Annotated in this window: 23 protein-coding genes, 1 tRNA gene and 1 pseudogene; 11 read left to right on the plus strand and 14 right to left on the minus strand. The window is 34.8% G+C overall.

Annotated elements, in window-relative coordinates; genetic code table 11:
• Position 1 precedes the first annotated feature (1 nt).
• The gene (locus tag CHELV3228_RS05510; RefSeq protein WP_082199908.1) at positions 2 to 241 is read left to right on the plus strand and encodes a helix-turn-helix domain-containing protein; all 240 of its coding nucleotides are present in this window, start codon (positions 2 to 4) and stop codon (positions 239 to 241) included.
• On the opposite strand, the gene CHELV3228_RS05515 is transcribed toward CHELV3228_RS05510, so the two are convergent.
• From CHELV3228_RS05515 to CHELV3228_RS05525, 3 genes are all read right to left on the minus strand, one after another.
• Entirely contained in the window at positions 168 to 1367 is a 1200-nt protein-coding gene (locus CHELV3228_RS05515) for a tyrosine-type recombinase/integrase (RefSeq protein ID WP_082199909.1), read from the minus strand. The genes CHELV3228_RS05510 and CHELV3228_RS05515 overlap by 74 nt on opposite strands.
• Positions 1368 to 1564: 197 nt before the next feature.
• A tRNA-Leu gene (locus CHELV3228_RS05520) sits at positions 1565 to 1650 on the minus strand.
• A 31-nt stretch (positions 1651 to 1681) separates the two neighbouring features.
• A complete protein-coding gene (locus CHELV3228_RS05525) occupies positions 1682 to 2020 on the minus strand; it encodes a F0F1 ATP synthase subunit C (protein ID WP_082199910.1) in 339 nt (112 codons plus the stop codon).
• Between the two features lie 135 nt (positions 2021 to 2155).
• Between CHELV3228_RS05525 and blaOXA the strand changes: the two genes are divergently transcribed.
• On the plus strand, positions 2156 to 2929 hold the full coding sequence (gene blaOXA / locus CHELV3228_RS05530; RefSeq protein WP_082199911.1) for a class D beta-lactamase: 774 nt from the start codon (positions 2156 to 2158) through the stop codon (positions 2927 to 2929).
• Here the strand turns inward: blaOXA and CHELV3228_RS05535 are convergent.
• The 8 genes from CHELV3228_RS05535 to CHELV3228_RS05570 are packed head-to-tail and all read right to left on the minus strand — an operon-like array spanning position 2921 to position 8866.
• On the minus strand, positions 2921 to 3691 hold the full coding sequence (locus tag CHELV3228_RS05535; protein ID WP_370445643.1) for a complement resistance protein TraT: 771 nt from the start codon (positions 3689 to 3691) through the stop codon (positions 2921 to 2923). The two genes, blaOXA and CHELV3228_RS05535, sit on opposite strands and share 9 nt — an antisense overlap.
• Positions 3692 to 3739: 48 nt before the next feature.
• Complete coding sequence (locus CHELV3228_RS05540) at positions 3740 to 4621, minus strand: sulfate/molybdate ABC transporter ATP-binding protein (protein ID WP_082199913.1); 882 nt, start codon at positions 4619 to 4621, stop codon at positions 3740 to 3742.
• 7 nt (positions 4622 to 4628) lie between these two features.
• Positions 4629 to 5300 carry a molybdate ABC transporter permease subunit gene (modB, locus tag CHELV3228_RS05545; protein WP_082199914.1) on the minus strand — a complete coding sequence of 224 codons (672 nt, stop codon included), beginning with the start codon at positions 5298 to 5300 and terminating at the stop codon, positions 4629 to 4631.
• Complete coding sequence (locus tag CHELV3228_RS05550) at positions 5293 to 5685, minus strand: transporter (RefSeq protein ID WP_082199915.1); 393 nt, start codon at positions 5683 to 5685, stop codon at positions 5293 to 5295. The genes modB and CHELV3228_RS05550 overlap by 8 nt, the downstream gene beginning before the upstream one ends.
• Positions 5682 to 6428, minus strand: coding sequence for a molybdate ABC transporter substrate-binding protein (gene modA, locus CHELV3228_RS05555; RefSeq protein ID WP_082199916.1), 747 nt, complete (start codon positions 6426 to 6428; stop codon positions 5682 to 5684). The genes CHELV3228_RS05550 and modA overlap by 4 nt, the downstream gene beginning before the upstream one ends.
• Before the next feature lie 19 nt (positions 6429 to 6447).
• The gene (locus CHELV3228_RS05560) at positions 6448 to 7149 is read right to left on the minus strand and encodes a methyltransferase domain-containing protein (protein WP_234981006.1); all 702 of its coding nucleotides are present in this window, start codon (positions 7147 to 7149) and stop codon (positions 6448 to 6450) included.
• Positions 7146 to 7745, minus strand: coding sequence for a pimeloyl-ACP methyl esterase BioG family protein (locus tag CHELV3228_RS05565; RefSeq protein ID WP_082199918.1), 600 nt, complete (start codon positions 7743 to 7745; stop codon positions 7146 to 7148). Before CHELV3228_RS05565 ends, CHELV3228_RS05560 begins: the two co-directional genes overlap by 4 nt.
• Positions 7742 to 8866: an aminotransferase class I/II-fold pyridoxal phosphate-dependent enzyme gene (locus tag CHELV3228_RS05570; RefSeq protein ID WP_082199919.1), complete on the minus strand. Its 1125-nt coding sequence runs from the start codon at positions 8864 to 8866 to the stop codon at positions 7742 to 7744. The genes CHELV3228_RS05565 and CHELV3228_RS05570 overlap by 4 nt, the downstream gene beginning before the upstream one ends.
• A gap of 95 nt (positions 8867 to 8961) precedes the next feature.
• Here CHELV3228_RS05570 and CHELV3228_RS05575 point away from each other — a divergent pair, with 95 nt between their 5' ends.
• Positions 8962 to 10233, plus strand: coding sequence for an adenosylmethionine--8-amino-7-oxononanoate transaminase (locus tag CHELV3228_RS05575; protein WP_082199920.1), 1272 nt, complete (start codon positions 8962 to 8964; stop codon positions 10231 to 10233).
• Here the strand turns inward: CHELV3228_RS05575 and bioD are convergent.
• From bioD to CHELV3228_RS05590, 3 genes and pseudogenes are all read right to left on the minus strand, one after another.
• On the minus strand, positions 10223 to 10819 hold the full coding sequence (gene bioD / locus CHELV3228_RS05580) for an ATP-dependent dethiobiotin synthetase BioD (RefSeq protein ID WP_082199921.1): 597 nt from the start codon (positions 10817 to 10819) through the stop codon (positions 10223 to 10225). The two genes, CHELV3228_RS05575 and bioD, sit on opposite strands and share 11 nt — an antisense overlap.
• A complete protein-coding gene (locus tag CHELV3228_RS05585) occupies positions 10819 to 11136 on the minus strand; it encodes a DMT family transporter (protein ID WP_082199922.1) in 318 nt (105 codons plus the stop codon). Before CHELV3228_RS05585 ends, bioD begins: the two co-directional genes overlap by 1 nt.
• 62 nt (positions 11137 to 11198) lie before the next feature.
• Positions 11199 to 11531: pseudogene (locus CHELV3228_RS05590) on the minus strand (DMT family transporter); the annotation flags it as partial.
• Between the two features lie 144 nt (positions 11532 to 11675).
• Between CHELV3228_RS05590 and CHELV3228_RS05595 the strand changes: the two are divergent.
• From CHELV3228_RS05595 to fliN, 8 genes are all read left to right on the plus strand, one after another.
• The gene (locus CHELV3228_RS05595; RefSeq protein ID WP_082199924.1) at positions 11676 to 12710 is read left to right on the plus strand and encodes an isoaspartyl peptidase/L-asparaginase family protein; all 1035 of its coding nucleotides are present in this window, start codon (positions 11676 to 11678) and stop codon (positions 12708 to 12710) included.
• A 103-nt stretch (positions 12711 to 12813) separates the two neighbouring features.
• On the plus strand, positions 12814 to 14052 hold the full coding sequence (locus CHELV3228_RS05600; RefSeq protein WP_082199925.1) for an anthranilate synthase component I family protein: 1239 nt from the start codon (positions 12814 to 12816) through the stop codon (positions 14050 to 14052).
• Positions 14049 to 15644: an anthranilate phosphoribosyltransferase gene (gene trpD / locus CHELV3228_RS05605; RefSeq protein WP_082199928.1), complete on the plus strand. Its 1596-nt coding sequence runs from the start codon at positions 14049 to 14051 to the stop codon at positions 15642 to 15644. Before CHELV3228_RS05600 ends, trpD begins: the two co-directional genes overlap by 4 nt.
• Complete coding sequence (locus CHELV3228_RS05610; protein WP_167562802.1) at positions 15631 to 16233, plus strand: phosphoribosylanthranilate isomerase; 603 nt, start codon at positions 15631 to 15633, stop codon at positions 16231 to 16233. The genes trpD and CHELV3228_RS05610 overlap by 14 nt, the downstream gene beginning before the upstream one ends.
• On the plus strand, positions 16230 to 17408 hold the full coding sequence (gene trpB, locus CHELV3228_RS05615) for a tryptophan synthase subunit beta (protein ID WP_082199932.1): 1179 nt from the start codon (positions 16230 to 16232) through the stop codon (positions 17406 to 17408). The genes CHELV3228_RS05610 and trpB overlap by 4 nt, the downstream gene beginning before the upstream one ends.
• Entirely contained in the window at positions 17401 to 18150 is a 750-nt protein-coding gene (gene trpA, locus CHELV3228_RS05620; RefSeq protein ID WP_082199934.1) for a tryptophan synthase subunit alpha, read from the plus strand. Before trpB ends, trpA begins: the two co-directional genes overlap by 8 nt.
• A 63-nt stretch (positions 18151 to 18213) precedes the next feature.
• Positions 18214 to 18645, plus strand: a complete 432-nt coding sequence (locus CHELV3228_RS05625; protein WP_082199936.1) for a hypothetical protein — start codon at positions 18214 to 18216, stop codon at positions 18643 to 18645.
• Entirely contained in the window at positions 18635 to 18949 is a 315-nt protein-coding gene (fliN, locus tag CHELV3228_RS05630; RefSeq protein ID WP_082199938.1) for a flagellar motor switch protein FliN, read from the plus strand. The genes CHELV3228_RS05625 and fliN overlap by 11 nt, the downstream gene beginning before the upstream one ends.
• Positions 18950 to 19008 lie beyond the last annotated feature (59 nt).

A 19008-nucleotide genomic window follows, 5' to 3' on the forward strand; every position in this document is an offset into this window, starting at 1 on the left:
AATGATTAGACTAGATATTGGAGATTACTACACCAGAAAAGAAGTAGCAAATCTTTTAAAAGTAAAAGAAAGTATTGTGCATAGATACGCTAAACAAGGCAAATTTAGAGAGTTTAAGCAACATAGAAACTGCTCGGGTTTGTATCCTAGACAAGACATTGAAAACTTTATAAAAAAATATTTTGGACTTGTCGATTCAAATCAGCAATCTCATCAAGATAATCCCCCCACCACTGCATAAGCGTGGCTTTTTCTTTTAAATTTAAAGCGTGATTATACGCTGATTTGATTTTATTCTTTTCTACATGTGCTAAACACAATTCTATAATATCACTACTCATTTGATGTTTATCTCTATTTTCGTGTGCTAAAGTGCTAAACATTGCACGAAAGCCGTGCGGAGTAAAATCATCATTAGAGTATCCTAACCTTCTAAACATCGAACGAATTGTGTTATCGCTTATCGTTTCACTCTTGCTTCTTAAACTATAGAATAAATATCTAGTCCTAACACCCATTTCTTTGTATTTTTGAAGCATAAACACACACTGTGAATTTAAAGGAATTGTGTGAGCTTTTTTCATTTTCATATCTTCTTGCGGTATATACCAAATACCATTTTCCAAATCAATATCCTCCCATTTTGCATTTCTTATGCTAAAACTTCTTTGTGCTGTCAATAAGGAAAACATCGCCGCAATTTTAACACTCAAATATCCTTTATAATGCACCACATTATCTATCAATACTTTAATTTCTTTTATTTCTAAAATCGTGGCGTGATTTTTACTTGCTTTATTAATCAACAAATCTTTTCGGTTTAAATGAAGCATAGGATTATTTTTAAGATATTCTTTCATCACGCCGTGCCTAAAAATTTCATTTAAAAGAGTAAAGAATTTATCCGCACCCTCTCTAATATTCTCTTTTCTAAATTTCTCAAAACTTTTTAAAATATCTTTAATTTGTAGTTTATCTAATATAATATCTCCATAAATTCCAAAAGCAAATCTTTGCAAATAACTCATATAGCTTTTATAAGTTTTTTCGCTCAATTCTAATCTTTTAAGCTCCATTTTTTCTAAGGCTAAATCTTTAAATGTAAGTTCAGTTTTTCCCCTCACACTATCATTCTCAACCAAATTGATTTTTAGCTTATCTTTTTCTTTTCTAGCATTGCTAAGACTTAAAATGGGATATTCTCCTAAGGTTATCCTTTTATATTTTAAAGTTTTGGGACATTTGTAGTTAAACATAAATGTTTTTTTACCACTTGGATAAACACAAAGAAGTAAATTGTCAAAATCAGCAATGTAGTATTTCTTATCTTTAGTCTTTAAGGCTTTTATTTTGGTATCATTTAGCATTTTTTTCCTTTAGGTCAATAAAGTCAATAGCAAATTTCAATAAGGTCAATAATTAAGTCAATAAAAAACATTTGTAAGTATAATCAATCAAAATAAATCTAAAATAATCTAAAATAATTTAATGTCTTTCAAAAGCCTATTTTATAGATAAATAAAAAGAAGTAAAGAAAATTAAAAATAATGAAAGAGAATATATATGGTGCGGTTAGCGAGATTTGAACTCGCACACGCGAAGCGCACCACCCCCTCAAGATGGCGTGTCTACCAATTCCACCATAACCGCATAAAGCTCCCTTTTACAAGGGAGTAAAAACTTATCCTACTGGGATAAAAGGATTTGCGTAAAGTGCTATCAAAGCGATAACTAAAGCATAAATTACCTGAGCTTCAATCATCGCCAAGGCAATAAACATCGTTGTCATTAATTTTGGTCCAAGACCAGGATTTCTAGCTGTTCCAGCTATAGTAGCTGCTGCTGTGTGTCCCATACCGATAGCTCCACCAAGTGCAGCCACACCAAGACCTAAACCAGCCGCTAAAACAGAAAATGCCTTAATCCAAACATTCATAGCTTCTTGTTCAACAGGTGCGTTTGTCGTTTGAGCGAAAGCAACTGCTGCAAAAGCAAACAATAAAAAAAGAACTTTTTTCATTGAAAAACCTTTCTGTGAAATTTCCTTTGAGTTAGTTCGGCTTGCGTATCCCTACTTAAAACCCAAATTCAAGGCGGTATTTTAACATTTTAACTTTAAATTTATATTATAATAATGAAAAATTAAAGGATTAAAATGAAAAAATTTTCCGTTGCCCTTCTCTTTTTTATGCTTATTTTTACAAATCTAAAGGCTGATGTTTTACCAAATTTCTTTAAGGGCTACAATGTAAGTGGAGTTTTTATCCTTTATGATGGTAAAAATTTCTACACAAATGATTTAAAAAGGGCAAACGAGCGTTTTTCTCCCGCTTCAACCTTTAAAATTTTTAACGCTCTCTTTGCCCTAAATTTAGGTGTGATAAGGGACGAAAAAGAAATTTTTTATCACTATAATAATGAAAAAGTTTTCTTACCAAGCTGGAAAAATGACGCGAATTTAAGCTCTGCCATTAAACGCTCACAAGTTCCAGCTTTTAAATTTTTAGCTAGAAAAATAGGCTTAGAAAATATGCAAAAAAATTTAAACCTAATCCACTACGGCAATGGCGTGATTTCTCAAATTGATAATTTTTGGCTGGATAATTCTTTAAAAATTAGTGCTAAAGAACAAGCTGTTTTATTATATAAACTTGCCACCACCTCCCTACCCTACCCTCAAAAAAATCAAGAAATCATTAAAAATTTACTTTTTTATAAGAAAAATGAGTGGGGGAAAATTTACGCAAAAACAGGTTTTAACGATGAGCTAGGCATAGCTCACATTGTGGGTTTTTATGAGATTGATGGAGAAATTTTTTCCTTTGGGCTTAATTTAAATGTTAAAAACTTCGAAGAGCTTTACAAAAGAGAGGAAATTTTAGAAAAATACTTAAATTTTATCGCCCAAAAAGGGCGAGTTTTAAAATAAACCTGCGATTTGAGTCGCGATTTTATCTTCTAAAACAGGCGTAGCCTCCTCGAGCTTTAGTCCCGTTTTTACCGCTTCAGCAAAAATTATAGTGCTTTTTTCTATGTATTTGCCTTGATAGGTTTGTTGTGTGGTATTGACTTGATTTGAATTTAAATGCCCCACTTTATCACTGCGGACATTTCCACCAAAGCTATTTAAAAAGCCTGAAGCTCTTTGGTCTCTAACGCTTGCTTGTCCGCTCACATTTCCGCTAGAAGTTAAAACCTTACCATCTGCTTTTTGTTTGATGTTAATATCCACTTGCATTTGATAAATAGTATCTTCTGTAAGTTTTCCTAAAAGCATTCCCGCTGCTGCACCTGCTGCACCTGCTGCGACCATTCCGCCTGCGCCGCCTCCATTATAACCACTAATTGCTACACCTGTTGCAGCACCTGCGACACCAGCACCTGCGGCATTATTTTCTTGTTTTTTATCACAATACAAAATATTAGTGCTTAAAATATAATTTGCCTTATCAGGGTCATCGATAATTCTATACCCCTTAGCTTCTAAAGCATTTCTCAGTTTAGGCTCCAAATTTACATTATGTCCGCTTGTGTTTTTGATGTTTAAAAACACCACTCTTTTTTCCTTAGCCACAGGGTCTAAAAAAATGCTTTGACTCATCGTAGCATTTGTTTGTAAAGTCGTTGTTAAACATCCGCTTAACAAACCTGCAACCAAAACGCTAGAAAACATCGTTTTAACTCTCATCATTCCTCCTAAGATATTAAATAAAATTGCGATTATACAAAAAAAAAAAAATTAATCAATGATGAGGGGATTAAAGGCTTTAATTGAAAGCATAATGGTATCGCCTATTTTTACGCCACTATGTTTTTCTAAAAATTCCTTCTCGCTTAGAGTGATTTTGACTATATCTTGCCCTAGCAAAAGTGTGAAAACGACTAAAATATCACTTTTATTTATCTCAAGTAAAACGGCACTTAGGCAAAGTTTGGCACTGAGATGATTATGCGTAAAAAATTGCTTTGTAGGCAAATCTTTAACAACCCTACCCCCCTTTAGCTCCAAAACCCTTACGCTTAATTTATAAATTTCAGCCAAATCGTGGCTCACAAGCAAGGTTGTTGTTTTAAAGTGATTTAAAATATTAAATAATTCTTCTTGTAAATGAGAGCGCATTTTAAAATCTAAAGCACTTAAAGGCTCATCTAAAAGCAAAATTTTAGGCTCTCTTGCTAAAGCCCTTGCGAGTGCAACCCTTTGAGCTTGTCCGCCGCTTAGTTCTTTAGGGTAAGAGGAGGCTAATTCTTTAAGATTTATCAACTCTAAAAGCTCATCGATTTTCTTTTTATCCTTAGTCGCATAGGCTAAATTTTCTCTCACACTCATATTTGGAAAAAGTGCATAGTCTTGAAACATAAAGCCTAAAGAGCGTTTTTGTGGGGCTAAATTGATGCCTTTTTGACTATCAAACCATACTTCATTTTCTACCCTTATGAAACCACTTTTTGGCGTGATTAATCCCGCTAAAATTCTTAAAAGTGTCGTTTTACCAGCCCCACTTTCACCAAAAATGGCGCTGATTTCGCCTTGATTAAATTTAGCATCAATTTCAAGATTGATAAGTCCCTCTTTATTTTCAATACTTCTCATCAAATGCTTCAAACTAATTTCTAGCATACCAACCCTAATATGTCAATTTTTTATTGACAAAATAAAGAATGAAAAGCAAGATAAAGCTTAAAGCAAAAAGGGCGAAAGCGTATTGATGCGCTAGAGTATAATTAAGCGCTTCAAGCTCATCGTATATCGCTATACTAGCGACTAAAGTTTCGCCTTGCTTATGCCCTCCTATCATCATCACCACGCCAAATTCGCCCATAGTGTGTGCGAAAGCCATAGTAAGACCCGTAAAAATTCCCACCTTAGAATTTGGCACGATAACCCTACACAATGTCATCAGCTTCCCTCTCCCTAGCGTATAAGAAGCCTCGATTAAATTTTGATTAAGAGCGGCAAAAGCACTTTGGATAGGATGCACCATAAAAGGCAATGAAAAAATCATCGAAGCAAAAACCAAACCCTCAAAAGTAAAAACTAAAGAAAGATTAAAATGCTCTTTTAAAAAACTGCCTAGTGTGCTGTTTGCCGAAAAACCCACAAGTAGATAAAAACCCAAAACGCTAGGAGGCAAAACTAAGGGCATAGAAACGATGATTTGAAAAAAGCTTTTAAAAGGGAAACGCACAAAAACAAAACAATAAGCCAAAAACACGCCCACAAAAAACAATAAAAAAGTTGTAATGAAAGAAAGCTTAAAACTAAGCCATAAGGTTTGCAAAAATTCCGCTTCAAGCATTTATTTTCCTTAGGGTGATGTCGTTTGCCTTGACAAAGCAAAGCTTATTTTGCCCTATCTTTAAGTCAAGCTCCTCGCCTCTTTTAGCGTCTATAATCGAGCCTAATTCAAAATGCTTAAATTTAAAAACAATATGCCATAAAATTTGCCCTTTTTTAATGCTAAGAATTTCTGCCTCAAAACGATTTTCTACACTTAAACCAATATTTGAATTTGCAAAAGAAAGCTCGTGCTCTTTAAAAATAAGTTCAAGCTCTCCGTCAAAATCAAACGAAGAAAAATCCAGCATCAAAACGCTAAATTCCACTCCCTCAACATCAACTTGCACACTTAAAACATCACCCTCACTTCGCAAAGAGGCGGCAAAACCTTTTAAAATATTCAAGGGGTGTTAAATCCGTATTTTTTAAAAATAGCTTTTGCCTCATCACTTTGGATAAAATTTGCAAATTCTAAGGCTAATTTTTTATCTTTGGCGTGTTTTGTTAGCACGAAAGATTGTTTTAAGGGCGTATAAAGCTTAGGGTTAATTAAAACGGCTTTTCCTTTAGGCTGATTCACGCTCGAAACAAGAGAGTAAGCGACAATGCCAAGCTCCGCCGCACCGCTATCGATGTGAAGCACAGGCTGGGAAATACTATCTCCTAAAACAATTTTATCTTTAAATTTATCATCTAACTTAAGATTTTTTAAAATTTCACTCGCGGCGACGCCGTAGGGGGCGACTTTTGGATTTGCTATGCTTAAATGCTTGATTTTATCCGCCTTTTCTCCAAGCTTTTCCACACCTCCCTCAAGCAGGGCTTCATCTAAACTATAAAGCGCCACAACGCCTAGCGCATAAATTTGAGGTTCGCTAAGGGCATTACCATCTTTTGCGATTTGCTCGGCATATTTTGCATCGGCTGAGAAAAATAAATCAAATTCCCTCCCCTCTTTTAAAAGCTGATAGTGCTTTCCAGAAGCACCAAATATAAGCTCCACTTCATCTTTAGGATAATTTTGTATAAAAATTTCTCTAAGCTCACTCATCGCCTTAGAAGCCGAAGAAGCGACAAAAACACTAATCTTTTCCGCCTGTAAATGAAGCGCAAAAACGCAAAATACCAAAAAAACGATTTTTTTCACACTGCCTCCTTGTCAAATTTCACGCATTATAGCAAAATTCATTTAACCGCTTTTTACACAAAATATAAATGCTGTGGTAGGTTAGAGTATTATTAAATTCTTGCTTCATTTTTAAAAGCGTATCTTTGCCTAGAAAAAATTTTCCCAAAGAATTCACACCGCTAAGCTTTAAATGCCTAAAAACCTCCAAAGCACTTTCAAATTTCAGCTTTATCATTTCTTCTTTCAAGGCTAAAATTTCAAATTTTTCAAGCAAACGCTCATATTCTTTTAAATTTTTATACCGCAAAGAAAGCCCTGTTAAGCTTTTAATTTCTTTTAAATTATCCTCGCCAAAACTTGAAAGCAGCAAAATGCCCCCCTCTTCAAGCAAGGCATATAAATTTGTAAAAATATCGCTTTTAAGCCACTGGATAACGGCATTTGAAGCGATGAGTTGGAATTTTTGCGTGGCTAGAAAATGCGCTGGGATTTTATCCATATCAAAAATTTCAACCTCAAATTCGCTTTTATAATCCAAAATATCATTTCTTACATAATCTTTAAAATAAATGGTGTTTTGTAATTTTTGGCTAAATTCTCCCATTCCACAGCCAAATTCAAACACCCTATCAAATTCTTTTAAATGCAAATTTTCTAGCATATCGCATAGCCTTTGTCCCATTATATCTTGTGCCTTTGCGGCTGTTTTGTAGCTATCTTTTGCTTTAAGAAAATTCAAATTTGCTCCCATTTATCAAAGGCAAAAAAGGCAAAATGAGGCTCTTTTAAAGGTTTTAAATTCGCATAAGAATTTTGCAAGGCATTATTAGGGAAAATCAAATCCCCCTCACTCATATAAACCCTATCCCAAGAGAAATTTTCATTAAAATCCTGTCCGCAAAAATGATACAAGCTCTCAAGCTCTTCTTTTAAGGCTAACTCGTCTCTAAATTCAAATAAAGCCTTTTCGAACAACAAAGCCTTTTTAAAATCTTCAAGATTAAATTTTCTCATCGTGCGTAAAAAAATGCTAGGGTGTATGCCTCTTTTTTCATCGATACCAAAATTTGTTCCATTGATGGCGATTTTTGCGTTGAAATTTAAATTTTTAAGCAATTTAGAAGAGACACAAACTCCCATAGAAAAAGCTATAAGGGTGATTTTTTCATACAAAGAAAAATCAAATTCAAGCTCGAAATTTCTATAATCATAAGCCATTAAAACATTTTTTTGAGCCCTTAGATGTGAAAAATGTGAAGCCTGACTTGCAAAACCCGCAAAAAAGAGGATTAACTCTTTAGATTCTTCATTTTTGTGTAAAAATTCTACTTTCATAAAAGCTCCATTACTTTATCTAAATCGTTCTTACTCAGTCCAGAATGCAAAGAAAAGCGAATTCTAGCACTATTTTTAGGAACTGTGGGTGTTTTTATCGCTGGAGCAAAAAAGCCATTTTTCTCAAGCTTTAAAGCGCACTCAAGAGCTTTTTGATTTTCTTTTAAAAGCAAAGAAATGATATAAAAATCTCCCAAAAATTCAAGCTTTTTAGCCCTTAAACCTTTTTTAAAATACTCGCTCAGCTCTTTTAACTTCTTTCTTTCTTGATTAAAATTTGCCAATTTTTCAAAGATGAAAAGACTAAAAGCGACATTAATGGGAGGCAGTGCGGTGGAATAAATTAGCCCCCTCGCTTTATTGATAAAAAAGTCCTTAAATTTCTTACTCGTTATCACACAAGCACCCACAGAAGCAAGAGCCTTTCCAAAGGTAAAAATGCAAAAATCCACCTCAAGCTTTAATGCCTCCACAAGCCCAAAACCCCCTCCAAAACACCCCACACTATGCGCCTCATCGATGTAAAGCAGGACATTTTTATAAATCTTTTTAAGTCTAACAAGCTCTTTTAAATTTGCCATATCGCCGTCCATACTAAAAAGTGCTTCGCTTAAAATGATGATATTTTCATACTTTGTGTGATTTTTTTCTAGTAAAATTTGCAAATGCTTCATATCATTATGCTTAAAACGCAAAAAATTCGCCCCCCTAAGCCCATCAATCATACTAGCGTGTATCAGTTTATCTGCTAAAAAAAGAGTGCTAGGCACACTCGCAAGGGCTGCGATACAAGAAAAATTAAGATGATAGCCACTATTAAAAAGCAAAACTTCTTTTTGAAATTTAGCTTTAAGAAAATTTTCTAGCCTTTCATAAACATCAAAATTACCGCTTAAACTTCTTGAGCTTGAGCTTGAAAAATATAAATCTTCTTCTCTCACACTTCTTAAAAATTCTTGTTTTAAGGCGGAATTTGACGCTAAATTTAAATAGTCATTTCCCGCCAAATTAAGCATTTTAAAACCTTGTTTAAAAACAAAATTTCCCTCGTGTCTAAGTGGTGTAAGTGTGCGAAAATTTGATTCATTTTGTAAATTTTGCAAAATTTGTTCTACTTGCATTTTTAGCCCTTTTAAAAGCGAAATTATACGCGTTTTTTACAAATTTAAGCTTAGTTATTAACTTTTAGATTTTATATTGTTAGTAAAAAAGGAAGATGATGTTAAAAGAACTAGATTTATTATATCTTTGGCACCCCTGCACACAGATGAAAGACCACGAAAAAATTCCCCTCATTCCCATAAAAAAAGCAAAAGGCGTATGGCTTTATGATTTTGATGATAAGGCTTATATGGACTGCATTAGCTCTTGGTGGGTGAATCTTTTTGGGCATTGTAATCCTAGAATTTCAAACGCCATAAAAGCTCAACTTGATAAACTAGAACATATACTTTTAGCAGGTTTTAGCCACGAGGGGATTATTAGACTTTCTCAAAGACTTTGTCATTTGAGTGGATTTGAAAAATGTTTTTATGCGGACAATGGCTCTTCCATCATCGAAGTCGCTCTTAAAATGAGCTTTCACTATCATCTTAATAAGGGCAAGAAAAAAAATAAATTTCTTTCTCTTACAAATTCTTATCACGGCGAAACTTTGGGAGCTTTAAGCGTAGGCGATGTGAAGCTTTATAAAGAAACTTACAGCCCACTTTTTTTAGAGGGTTTAAGTACTAAAGCACCGAGTGGAAAGGATTATGAAGAGGAATTAAAAATTCTTAAAAGCACTTTAGAAAAACACGCAAATTCCTTATGTGCTTTCATCATCGAGCCTTTAGTGCAGTGTGCTGGCAATATGAATATGTATCATCCTAACTTTTTAGATGAGGCGATAAAGCTTTGTCATCATTTTGGGGTGCAGGTGATTTTCGATGAGATAGCGGTAGGCTTTGGACGCACGGGAAAACTTTTTGCTATGGATTATTGCAGGGAAAAGCCTGATTATCTTTGTCTCTCTAAGGGCATTACGGGGGGCTTTTTGCCTCTAGCTGTTGTTTTGGTAAAAAATGAAATTTACAACGCCTTTTACGCCCCTTATGAAGAAAATAAAGCTTTCTTGCATTCACACTCTTATACAGGAAATGCTCTAGCCACAGCAGCAGCAAATGAAGTTTTAAATATCTTTGAAGAAGAAAATATCGTAGAAAAAAATGCCATTTTAAGCCTTTTCATTAAAGAAAAATTTGAAACTCTAAAAGAATTTAAATTTCTAACGAATTTTAGACAACGCGGTATGATTTATGCTTTTGATATAAAAAGCGAAATTCCAAGAGCTGGGCTTTTAATTTATGAGAAAGCTTTACAAAAAAAGCTTTTGTTAAGACCACTTGGGAATACAATTTATTTTATGCCCCCTTATGTTATAAGCAAGGAAGAAATTTCTTATGTGGTGGAGAGTTTAAGGGAAATTTTTAAGGAATTTAATCCTTAAGTAAAACTTTAACTTGGGCTTTGAATTCCTTATTTTCTATGCTTTCTTCATCAAAAAAGTTAAGGTTAATGATAGGAATTTGCGTATAATCTTGTATAAATTTATCTTGCAAATTTTCTTTTTCTCCCATCATCGCTAAAAAAAGTATGGGGATTTGCCTATTTTTAAGCGCCTCTATGCTGAGTAAAATATGATTAATGCTTCCAAGATAATAACGCCCCACCAAGATAGTCGGCTTTTTAAATTTTTGCATAAAATCTATCATTGTATGATTTTCATCAAGAGGTGAAAAAAGCCCACCGGCTAGTTCTATTAGCAAATTTTCATTTTTTGGAATTTGTAAATCAAATGCCTTATAATCTGCCTTTTCTTTTATCTTAGCTAGATGTGGAGAGGCAGGGGTTTGAAGGAAAAATCCCTCCCCCAAAACGCGTGTTGTAGGACTGAGTTTAGCAACCAAATCGCAATCTTTTGGCACTCCAGCTTGGATAAGCTTAAAATAATCATACCCCAAATTCGCACAAAACGCCGCGCTAAAGTGCGTTTTCCCTGCATCCGTGTGAATGCCGCTAATATAAATTTGCATTAGTTTGAGATAAATTTCAAGCCCACACTTGAAGCTAGGATAAGTCCTAGAAAAAAGAGCTTAGAAAGGCTTTTATTTTCCTTAAAAAATATAACGCCCACTATCACGCCTCCAGCTGCCCCAATGCCAGTCCATATCGCATAAGCCGTTGCCATAGAAATTTCTCGCATCGCTAGTGAAAGAAAGCCAAAGCTTAAGGAAAACTGCACCAAAATAACAAGAAGATAAATTTTGCGTCTCGTAAGAACTAGTTTTTTCATCGCTACAACGCCAAAAATTTCCATACAACCAGCTAAAAAGAGAAAAAACCAGCTCATTTTTTCTCCTCAAAATCTAAACCCAAATCGTGAGAAAGCTCTTCCACTAAAGCTTCATCATTTTCTCTGCTAACAAATTTAAGCCCCACAACACCCAAAAGTAGAAGAAAAATTAAAGAAATTTTAAGAAGAGAAAAAGTTTCATTGAAAAGGAACATTTCTAAAGCGACAACCCCAGCTGTGCCTATACCTACAAACACAGCATAAGCCACGCTAACCTCTAACTTTTGCATAGCCACCACAGCACAACAAAAAGAAATGAGTATCCCACAGCCCGTCAAAACATACCAAATAGGCGCATTAGCATACTTTAAACCGCTCACCCAAAAGCACTCCACCAAACCACCTAAAATCACTAAAACCCAAGCTAGATTAACGCTAATTTCTTTTTTCAAAACAACCCTTTTTTTCGCGCAATCTTACTAAAAAAATTTAGCAAAATCAAATTTAGTATAGGCAAAATATAAATGATTTACCATCATTTATAAAATTTGATTAAAATCATTTTGTTTTTAAATTTCATTTAAAAAGGAGAGAAAATGGATTTAATGAAAGGTGGCAAAAAAGCCCTGTTAGTAATGGCTAGCGTTGCATTTTTAGCGAGTGCAAATCTTTACGCAAAAGATTTTAAGCCTGTCATTGTCATACACGGAGGAACAAGCGGCTTAGGTCTTACAAAAGAGGAATTTGCCAAAAGAGAGGTTGTAATGAAAGAATCTCTTAAGGCTGGACAAAAAATTCTTGAAGCTGGTGGAAGCTCGACAGACGCTGTCATAGCTGCAATTAAGGTAATGGAAGATAGCCCCGAATTCAACGCTGGTAAAGGTGCAGTATTTACCGCTGATGGCTATAACGAGCTTGATGCGTCTTTAATGGATGGAAAAACACTAAACGCAGGTGCTATCGCTATGGCAAGAACCATTAAAAATCCTATCGAAGCAGCAAAAGTAGTAATGGAAAAAACTCCCCACACTTTAATCGCTGGTGAGGGTGCAGATAAATTAGCCAAAGCAAATGGCTTAGAAATCGTTAATCAAAAATATTTCTACACAGAACACCGCTATAAACAACTAAAAGAAGCGCAAAAAAGTAAAGAAGTTTTACTTGATAGCGATAAGGCTAAAGCGCACTTAGGGATTTCAACAGAGCCATACTTAGGCACAGTGGGAGCAATCGCACTTGATAAAAATGGCAATCTAGCCGCTGGAACAAGCACAGGTGGAACAACAAATAAAATGACAGGACGCATAGGCGACTCACCTATCATAGGAGCGGGAAATTATGCAAATAATGACTCTGTTGCGGTTTCTTGCACAGGAACGGGCGATATTTACATAAGAGTAGCAGCAGCACACGAAGTAGCAGCCCTTTATAAACACAAAAAGCTTTCCATTCAAAAAGCAGCAGAAAAAACCATCGATGAAGTGGCAGAGCTTGGCGGCACAGGCGGAATTATCTCAATCGATAAAAATGGAAAAGTGGGATATGCCTGGACTAAAGATAAGCTTGGAATGTATCACGGAGAAGCTAGACCGGGCGAAGAGCCTAAAATCTTCTGGCCTGTGGCCAAATAATACAAGTGCCTAAATTTAGGCACTTTCTTTAAACGCTTCTTTAAATAAAATTTGATAAAATGATAATTTAAACTTTCTATAAGAAAACTTAAGGGAAATACTAATGCTTAGCAAAGATGTCAATTTTTATTATAGACAAATTTTAGAAAAATATCCTAATTCTTATTTTACTCAGGATTTAAATAAAGTAATTATTGGGATAGATTGCGAATATTTAGACGCTAATGTCATAACTTTTAGCGAATTAAAGGCGAAATTTTATGAGTGTGCGGCTGGGGGAAAATTATGCGAATATGCTGGGTTTTTTGGGGTTTTGAGTGCAAATTTTATTAATTTATTTGAGGATTTGCCCCATTGTCAAAATGCAAATTATGATTTTCCTCAATTTTTATTTGCAAATGCTAAGGCTTATTTGCTATACGAAAAAAATAGCAAAATGTTTTTTAAATTTGGTAAAAATGAGTATTTTGACGACTTAAGCGAAGATTATGCTTTACAAAAAAAAGAAAAAGTGGAATTTAAAATCCTAAACGATTTACAACAAGAGCAAAAAGACTATGAAGCTATGGTAGAAAAGGCTAAAGAATATCTTTTAAGTGGGGATATTTTTCAAGTAGTTTTAAGCAAACAGCTTTGCATTGAGCATACTGCAAATGCTTTTGATTTTTACGAGGCTTTAAGCCTTGAAAATCCAAGTGCTTATATGTTTTATTTCCCTACGCGTTACGGCGTCGTTTTAGGCTCATCGCCTGAGCTTTTATTTAGCATTAAAAATAAAGAAATTTTCACAGCACCCATAGCTGGAACGAGAAATTTAAACGAAAATAGTGATTTGGTAGCACTAGAAAAAGAGCTTTTAGAAGATGAAAAAGAATTAAGTGAGCATAGAATGCTTGTAGATTTAGCTAGAAATGACATCTCTAAATTTGGTAAAAATACCAGAGTGGAAAAACTTTATAATATCTTAAAAAGCAAATATGTCATACACATCGTAAGTGAAGTTTATGCAAATTTAAAAGATGAGGCGAGTATTTTTGATGTGATTGGCGCACTTTTTCCAGCAGGGACACTAAGCGGTGCGCCAAAAATTCGCGCCTTAGAAATCATCAATGAGCTAGAGAAACTTGACCGCGGTGTTTATGGCGGAGCGGTGGGCTTTTTAAATTTCAATGAAAATGTCGTTTTAGCCCTCATCATACGCTCGGCTTTTTTCAAGGAAAATAAAGCTTATATTTCAAGCGGCGCTGGCATAGTATTACAAAGCAAAGCCGAGAAAGAATATGAAGAAATTTGCGCCAAAAGAAAGGCTTTAATAGCGACATTTGAAAGGCTTACAAAATGATACTTTTGATAGATAATTACGATTCTTTTGTTTATAATATTAAATTAATGCTTGAGAATTTAAGCGATGATGAGATTAAAGTCGTTAGAAATGATAAAATAAGCCTTAGCGAAATCAAAGCACTTAGCCCCTCCCATATCATCTTAAGCCCGGGTCCAAAGCACCCAAAAGATAGTGGAGTGTGCCTTGAAATTTTTAAAGAAAAGTTAGAAATTCCCGTGCTAGGAATTTGTCTAGGGCATCAAGCCTTAGGACTTAGTTTTAACGCAAAAATTAAAAGACTTCAAAATATCGCTCACGCAAAAAACTCTACAATCAGCATTCAAAAAGAAAGCGTTTTGTTTAAAAATGTGCCAAAAGAATTTAGCATTATGCGTTATCACTCTTTGGAAGTGGTGGAGCTTAATGCAAATTTAGAAGCCTTAGCTTATAGTGAAGATGGAATTTTAATGGCGATGAGGCACAAAAATTTGCCTTATTTTGGAATTCAATTTCACCCTGAAAGCTATTTTAGCGAATATGGCTTACAAATTTTTTCTAATTTCTTAAACGAAAACAAAAAAGAAAATAAAAAAGATAAGAATTTAAACGAGTATCTGCATAAATTAAGCGAAAATATCGCCCTAGAAAGCGAAGATTTTAAAAGAATTTGTGAATTTATAATGAGTAAAGAATATGAGCCTTTGCAAATCGCAGCCCTACTTATACTCATCACAGAAAAATCCTTAAATCAAAAATCCCTAAGTGCTTTCGTGCGTAATATTTTGCGTTATTCTCAAACCTTTAGTGATGAAAGTGAGATGATAGATATTTGTGGCACTGGAGGAGATGGCTTTAAGAGCATTAATGTCTCAACAGCCGTGGCTTTCATCTTGGCGGCTATGGGTGTAAAAGTCGCTAAACACGGCAACCGCGCCGTATCAAGCTCAAGCGGAAGTAGTGATGTCTTAGAAGCCTTACAAATTCCTATCGCTTCATCTTTAGAAGAGGGCTTAAAACTCTTAGAGCAGAAAAATCTCAACTTCTTTCACGCACCTTTTTTTCATCCTTTAGTTGGAGAGCTAAGAGAAATCCGCTCCAAGCTTGGCGTTAGAACCGTATTTAATGTTTTAGGTCCTTTGCTACACCCGAATTTAAAGCTTAAATACCAGCTTATGGGAAATTACCACGCCCCAGTGCATAGACTTTTGGCTGAAATTTTAAAGGCTCTTGGTAGAAAACACGCTTTAGTCGTAAGAGGAAATGACGGAATGGACGAAATTAGCATTTGTGATGAAAGTAAAATTATAGAGTTAAAAGACAATGAAATTTATGAATATAATGTCGCCCCAGAGCAATTTGGCTTTAAAAGAGCCTTTCACAATGAAATAGCAGGCTCAAGCCCTGAAAATAATGCTAAAGATTTAGAACTCATTTTAAGTGCAAAACTTAAAGGTGCGAAATTTGATATAGTCGTTTTAAATGCGATGTTTGCACTCTACACAGCAAATAAAGCTCAAAGCCCTTTGATAGCAAAAGATATGATTTTAGAGGCTTTGCACTCTGGGCTTGTGTATGAATATTTTAAAGCATATCAAAATGATAAAACTTAAAATTTGCGGCATAAAAGATGAAGAAAATGCAAAAGAAATCAGCGCTTTATACACGGTTGAATTTCTTGGTCTCATCTTTGCCAAAAGCATAAGGCAAGTGAGTGAAAAAACAGCCCAAAAACTCGCCGCCCTTATCCACCAAAATCATAAAAAAGTCGTGGGTGTTTTTGTCGATGAAAGCTTGGAATTTATCTTAAAAATAGCTCAAAATGTAGGGCTTGATGGAGTGCAAATTCATAGGCTCATCGACAAAGAAATGTTTGAAATTCTGCAAAAAAACAATCTTTTCATTTGGCAAGTTATCAGCGTGGGAGAGAATTTAAATTTACCAAAACAAATTTATGCCGATATGATTCTTTTTGACGCGAAAGGTAAATTAAGCGGTGGAAATGGCATAAGTTTTAACTGGGAATTGCTTAAAGATTTTAAGGGAAAATTTGGCTTAGCTGGGGGTATAGGAGCGCATAATATCCAAAAAGCTAAAACTTTAAATCCTACACTTATCGATGTCAATTCTAAAGTCGAAAATACGCAGGGTTTAAAAGAACTTGCTAAAATAGAGGAATTAATCAAGGAGTTTCAAAAATGAAAAAAAGCTACTATGGAAATTATGGAGGGCAATTTTTACCAGAAAGCGCGATGTTTGCCTTAAATGAACTCGAAAAAGCTTTCTTAAAATTTAGCAAAGATAAAGATTTTAAAAAAGAACTTAATGTGCTTTTAAAAACCTATGTTGGACGCCCTACCCCTCTTTACTATGCAAAAAATTTAAGCAAAATTTATGGACACAAAATTTATCTCAAAAGAGAAGATTTAAATCATACGGGCGCACATAAAATTAACAACGCCATAGCTCAAGCCCTACTCGCAAAAAAAATGGGAAAGAAAAAAATCATCGCTGAAACAGGAGCCGGGCAACACGGACTAGCAACCGCAACTGCGGCGGCACTTTTGGGATTAGAATGTGAAATTTTTATGGGTGCTGTCGATGTAGAAAGACAAGCCTTAAATGTCTATAAAATCGAACTTTTAGGCGCAAAAGTCAATGCTATAGAAAGCGGACTTAAAACCCTAAAGGAAGCAACCACAGCAGCCATTCAAAGCTGGGTAAGTGATATAAAAAATTTATTCTATGTGGTGGGAAGTGCGGTAGGTCCATATCCCTACCCTAAAATGGTAACACATTTTCAAAGCATCATCGGCAAAGAATGTAAAGCTCAACTTAAGAAGTTAGGCATTAAAGCTGATTATATCATCGCGGCAGTGGGCGGAGGCTCAAATGCGGCAGGAATTTTTAATGAATTTTTAAAAGATGAAAGTGTTAAACTCATAGGGATAGAAGCCGCTGGACTTGGAATTTCAACCCCTTATCACGCTGCGACATTGACAAAGGGCAAAACGGGCATTATACACGGAATGAAAACTAAGGTTTTACAAGATGAGCTTGGAAATATTTTGCCCGTGCATAGCATTTCTGCGGGGCTTGATTATCCGGGCGTTGGACCACTGCACGCACACTTATTCGAAAGTAAAAGAGCTAGGTATGAAGCTATTAGCGATGATGAATGTATGAGGGCTTTAAAACTACTCTGCAAAGAAGAAGGGATTATCCCAGCTATCGAAAGCTCACACGCTCTAGCTTTTTTAGAAAAGCTCTGCCCTACTCTAAAGAAAAAAAGCGTCATCGTTGTCAATCTTTCTGGGCGTGGAGATAAAGATATGACAAGCATTAGAGCTTATAAAAAAGGGGTTATTTATGGTTGATTTTAAAAAATTTTATAAAAATAAAGCCAATGTCGCTTATATAGTAATGGGCTATCCAAATTTAAAGATAAGTGAGGAATTTATCAAGCGTTTAGATGAATGCCATATCGATATTTTGGAGGTTGGTGTGCCTTATAGCGACCCAATAGCTGATGGAAAAATTATCGCTAATGCCGCAAACAAAGCTTTAAAAAATGGGACAACTATCCATAAAGTTTTAGAAAGCTTAAAACGCATAAAAAGCGATAAGGCTTTAGTTTTTATGGCGTATTATAATCTCATCTTTGCCTATGGCTTAAAAGCTTTCGTTAAGGTGGCAAAAAATGCTGGAATTTGTGGTTTAATCGTGCCTGAATTAAGCTACGAGGAAAGTGCAGACTTAAAAAAAGAATGCGACAAGGAAGGCTTAGCACTCATCACTTTTATAAGCATTACAACACCAAAAGAACGCATAGCAAAGCTTTGTAAAAATGCAAATGGCTTTATTTATCTCTTAGCAAGTGTTGGACTAACTGGAGGAAAGTCTTCGCAAAATGAACTTTTGGAGCAAAAGATTAAAGAAATTAAAGCTCACTCAAATTTACCTATTTTCGTGGGTTTTGGCATAAAGAATAATCAAGATGTCAAAAATATTCACAAAATTAGCGATGGGGCGATAGTCGGCACGAGCGTTGTTAGAGAATTTCAAAATAAAGAAATAGAAAAAATTATAAAAAATGTGGGAGAAATCTTTAGAAAATAAGTTTTTAGCTAATTTTTACCTTAAATGTACTATAATGTAGGATTAAAGCTTAGAGGAGTTTAGATGTTAAAAATACTTGAATATTCTATTACGCATTTTTGCGAACACATTTTGAGACTACACATTGATAAGGCTGAAGATATCGGCGGTGAGCTTTATGGAGCTTCAATACCTATTGAAGGGGCAAATGGCAATGAATATGATTTTTACCTATTTTTTCCTAAAGAGGCTTTGAAAAAATTCGCAGATGTTTTAATTAGCAATCACAAATTTAAAGAGGACGATTGGTGTGATTTGACAAAAGAATGCGCAAATCAAATCATAGGCTACGCTAAAAATTTGTTAAATGATGTCAAAGGTGAGGATGAGTATAAACTCGGCATACCAGAGTATCTAGGACGCATTGACTTTTCAAGCATAAAACTAGAAGAATCTTTAACTTACTCTATTGAAAATCATAACTTTAGGATAGGTTTTAAAAAATATGAGCGATGAAGTAATCGAAAATATCAATGATATTCATGGGCTTTTGCATTCCTATGAAGATATTTTGGATATTACCGTCGACTTTGTTAGTGAGCTAGGCACGACAAATATGAGCGTGTCCGAGCTCTTAAAACTTGAAGTTGGCTCCGTGATTGATCTTGAAAAGCCAGCTGGTGAAAGTGTGGAACTTTACATTAACAAAAGAATTTTTGGAAAAGGTGAGGTTATGGTCTATGAAAAAAATCTAGCCATAAGAATCAATGAAATCCTTGATTCCAAAACAGTTTTGCAATATTTTAAAAAAGAAATTTAGTGAAGCAGTTTATTTTCTTACTTTTATTTTCCCTACCGCTTTTTAGTGCTAAACTTGTA

Source organism: Campylobacter helveticus (genome assembly GCF_002080395.1).
GTDB lineage: Bacteria > Campylobacterota > Campylobacteria > Campylobacterales > Campylobacteraceae > Campylobacter_D > Campylobacter_D helveticus.

Bases quoted from the DNA above. Each gene is read 5' to 3' on its own strand.
- CHELV3228_RS05510 (WP_082199908.1), top strand. From the start codon at position 2: ATGATTAGACTAGATATTGGAGATTACTACACCAGAAAAGAAGTAGCA.
- CHELV3228_RS05515 (WP_082199909.1), bottom strand. From the start codon at position 1,367: ATGCTAAATGATACCAAAATAAAAGCCTTAAAGACTAAAGATAAGAAA.
- CHELV3228_RS05525 (WP_082199910.1), bottom strand. From the start codon at position 2,020: ATGAAAAAAGTTCTTTTTTTATTGTTTGCTTTTGCAGCAGTTGCTTTC.
- blaOXA (WP_082199911.1), top strand. From the start codon at position 2,156: ATGAAAAAATTTTCCGTTGCCCTTCTCTTTTTTATGCTTATTTTTACA.
- CHELV3228_RS05535 (WP_370445643.1), bottom strand. From the start codon at position 3,691: ATGATGAGAGTTAAAACGATGTTTTCTAGCGTTTTGGTTGCAGGTTTG.
- CHELV3228_RS05540 (WP_082199913.1), bottom strand. From the start codon at position 4,621: ATGCTAGAAATTAGTTTGAAGCATTTGATGAGAAGTATTGAAAATAAA.
- modB (WP_082199914.1), bottom strand. From the start codon at position 5,300: ATGCTTGAAGCGGAATTTTTGCAAACCTTATGGCTTAGTTTTAAGCTT.
- CHELV3228_RS05565 (WP_082199918.1), bottom strand. From the start codon at position 7,745: ATGAAAGTAGAATTTTTACACAAAAATGAAGAATCTAAAGAGTTAATC.
- CHELV3228_RS05570 (WP_082199919.1), bottom strand. From the start codon at position 8,866: ATGCAAGTAGAACAAATTTTGCAAAATTTACAAAATGAATCAAATTTT.
- CHELV3228_RS05575 (WP_082199920.1), top strand. From the start codon at position 8,962: ATGATGTTAAAAGAACTAGATTTATTATATCTTTGGCACCCCTGCACA.
- bioD (WP_082199921.1), bottom strand. From the start codon at position 10,819: ATGCAAATTTATATTAGCGGCATTCACACGGATGCAGGGAAAACGCAC.
- CHELV3228_RS05585 (WP_082199922.1), bottom strand. From the start codon at position 11,136: ATGAGCTGGTTTTTTCTCTTTTTAGCTGGTTGTATGGAAATTTTTGGC.
- CHELV3228_RS05595 (WP_082199924.1), top strand. From the start codon at position 11,676: ATGGATTTAATGAAAGGTGGCAAAAAAGCCCTGTTAGTAATGGCTAGC.
- CHELV3228_RS05600 (WP_082199925.1), top strand. From the start codon at position 12,814: ATGCTTAGCAAAGATGTCAATTTTTATTATAGACAAATTTTAGAAAAA.
- trpD (WP_082199928.1), top strand. From the start codon at position 14,049: ATGATACTTTTGATAGATAATTACGATTCTTTTGTTTATAATATTAAA.
- CHELV3228_RS05610 (WP_167562802.1), top strand. From the start codon at position 15,631: ATGATAAAACTTAAAATTTGCGGCATAAAAGATGAAGAAAATGCAAAA.
- trpB (WP_082199932.1), top strand. From the start codon at position 16,230: ATGAAAAAAAGCTACTATGGAAATTATGGAGGGCAATTTTTACCAGAA.
- trpA (WP_082199934.1), top strand. From the start codon at position 17,401: ATGGTTGATTTTAAAAAATTTTATAAAAATAAAGCCAATGTCGCTTAT.
- CHELV3228_RS05625 (WP_082199936.1), top strand. From the start codon at position 18,214: ATGTTAAAAATACTTGAATATTCTATTACGCATTTTTGCGAACACATT.
- fliN (WP_082199938.1), top strand. From the start codon at position 18,635: ATGAGCGATGAAGTAATCGAAAATATCAATGATATTCATGGGCTTTTG.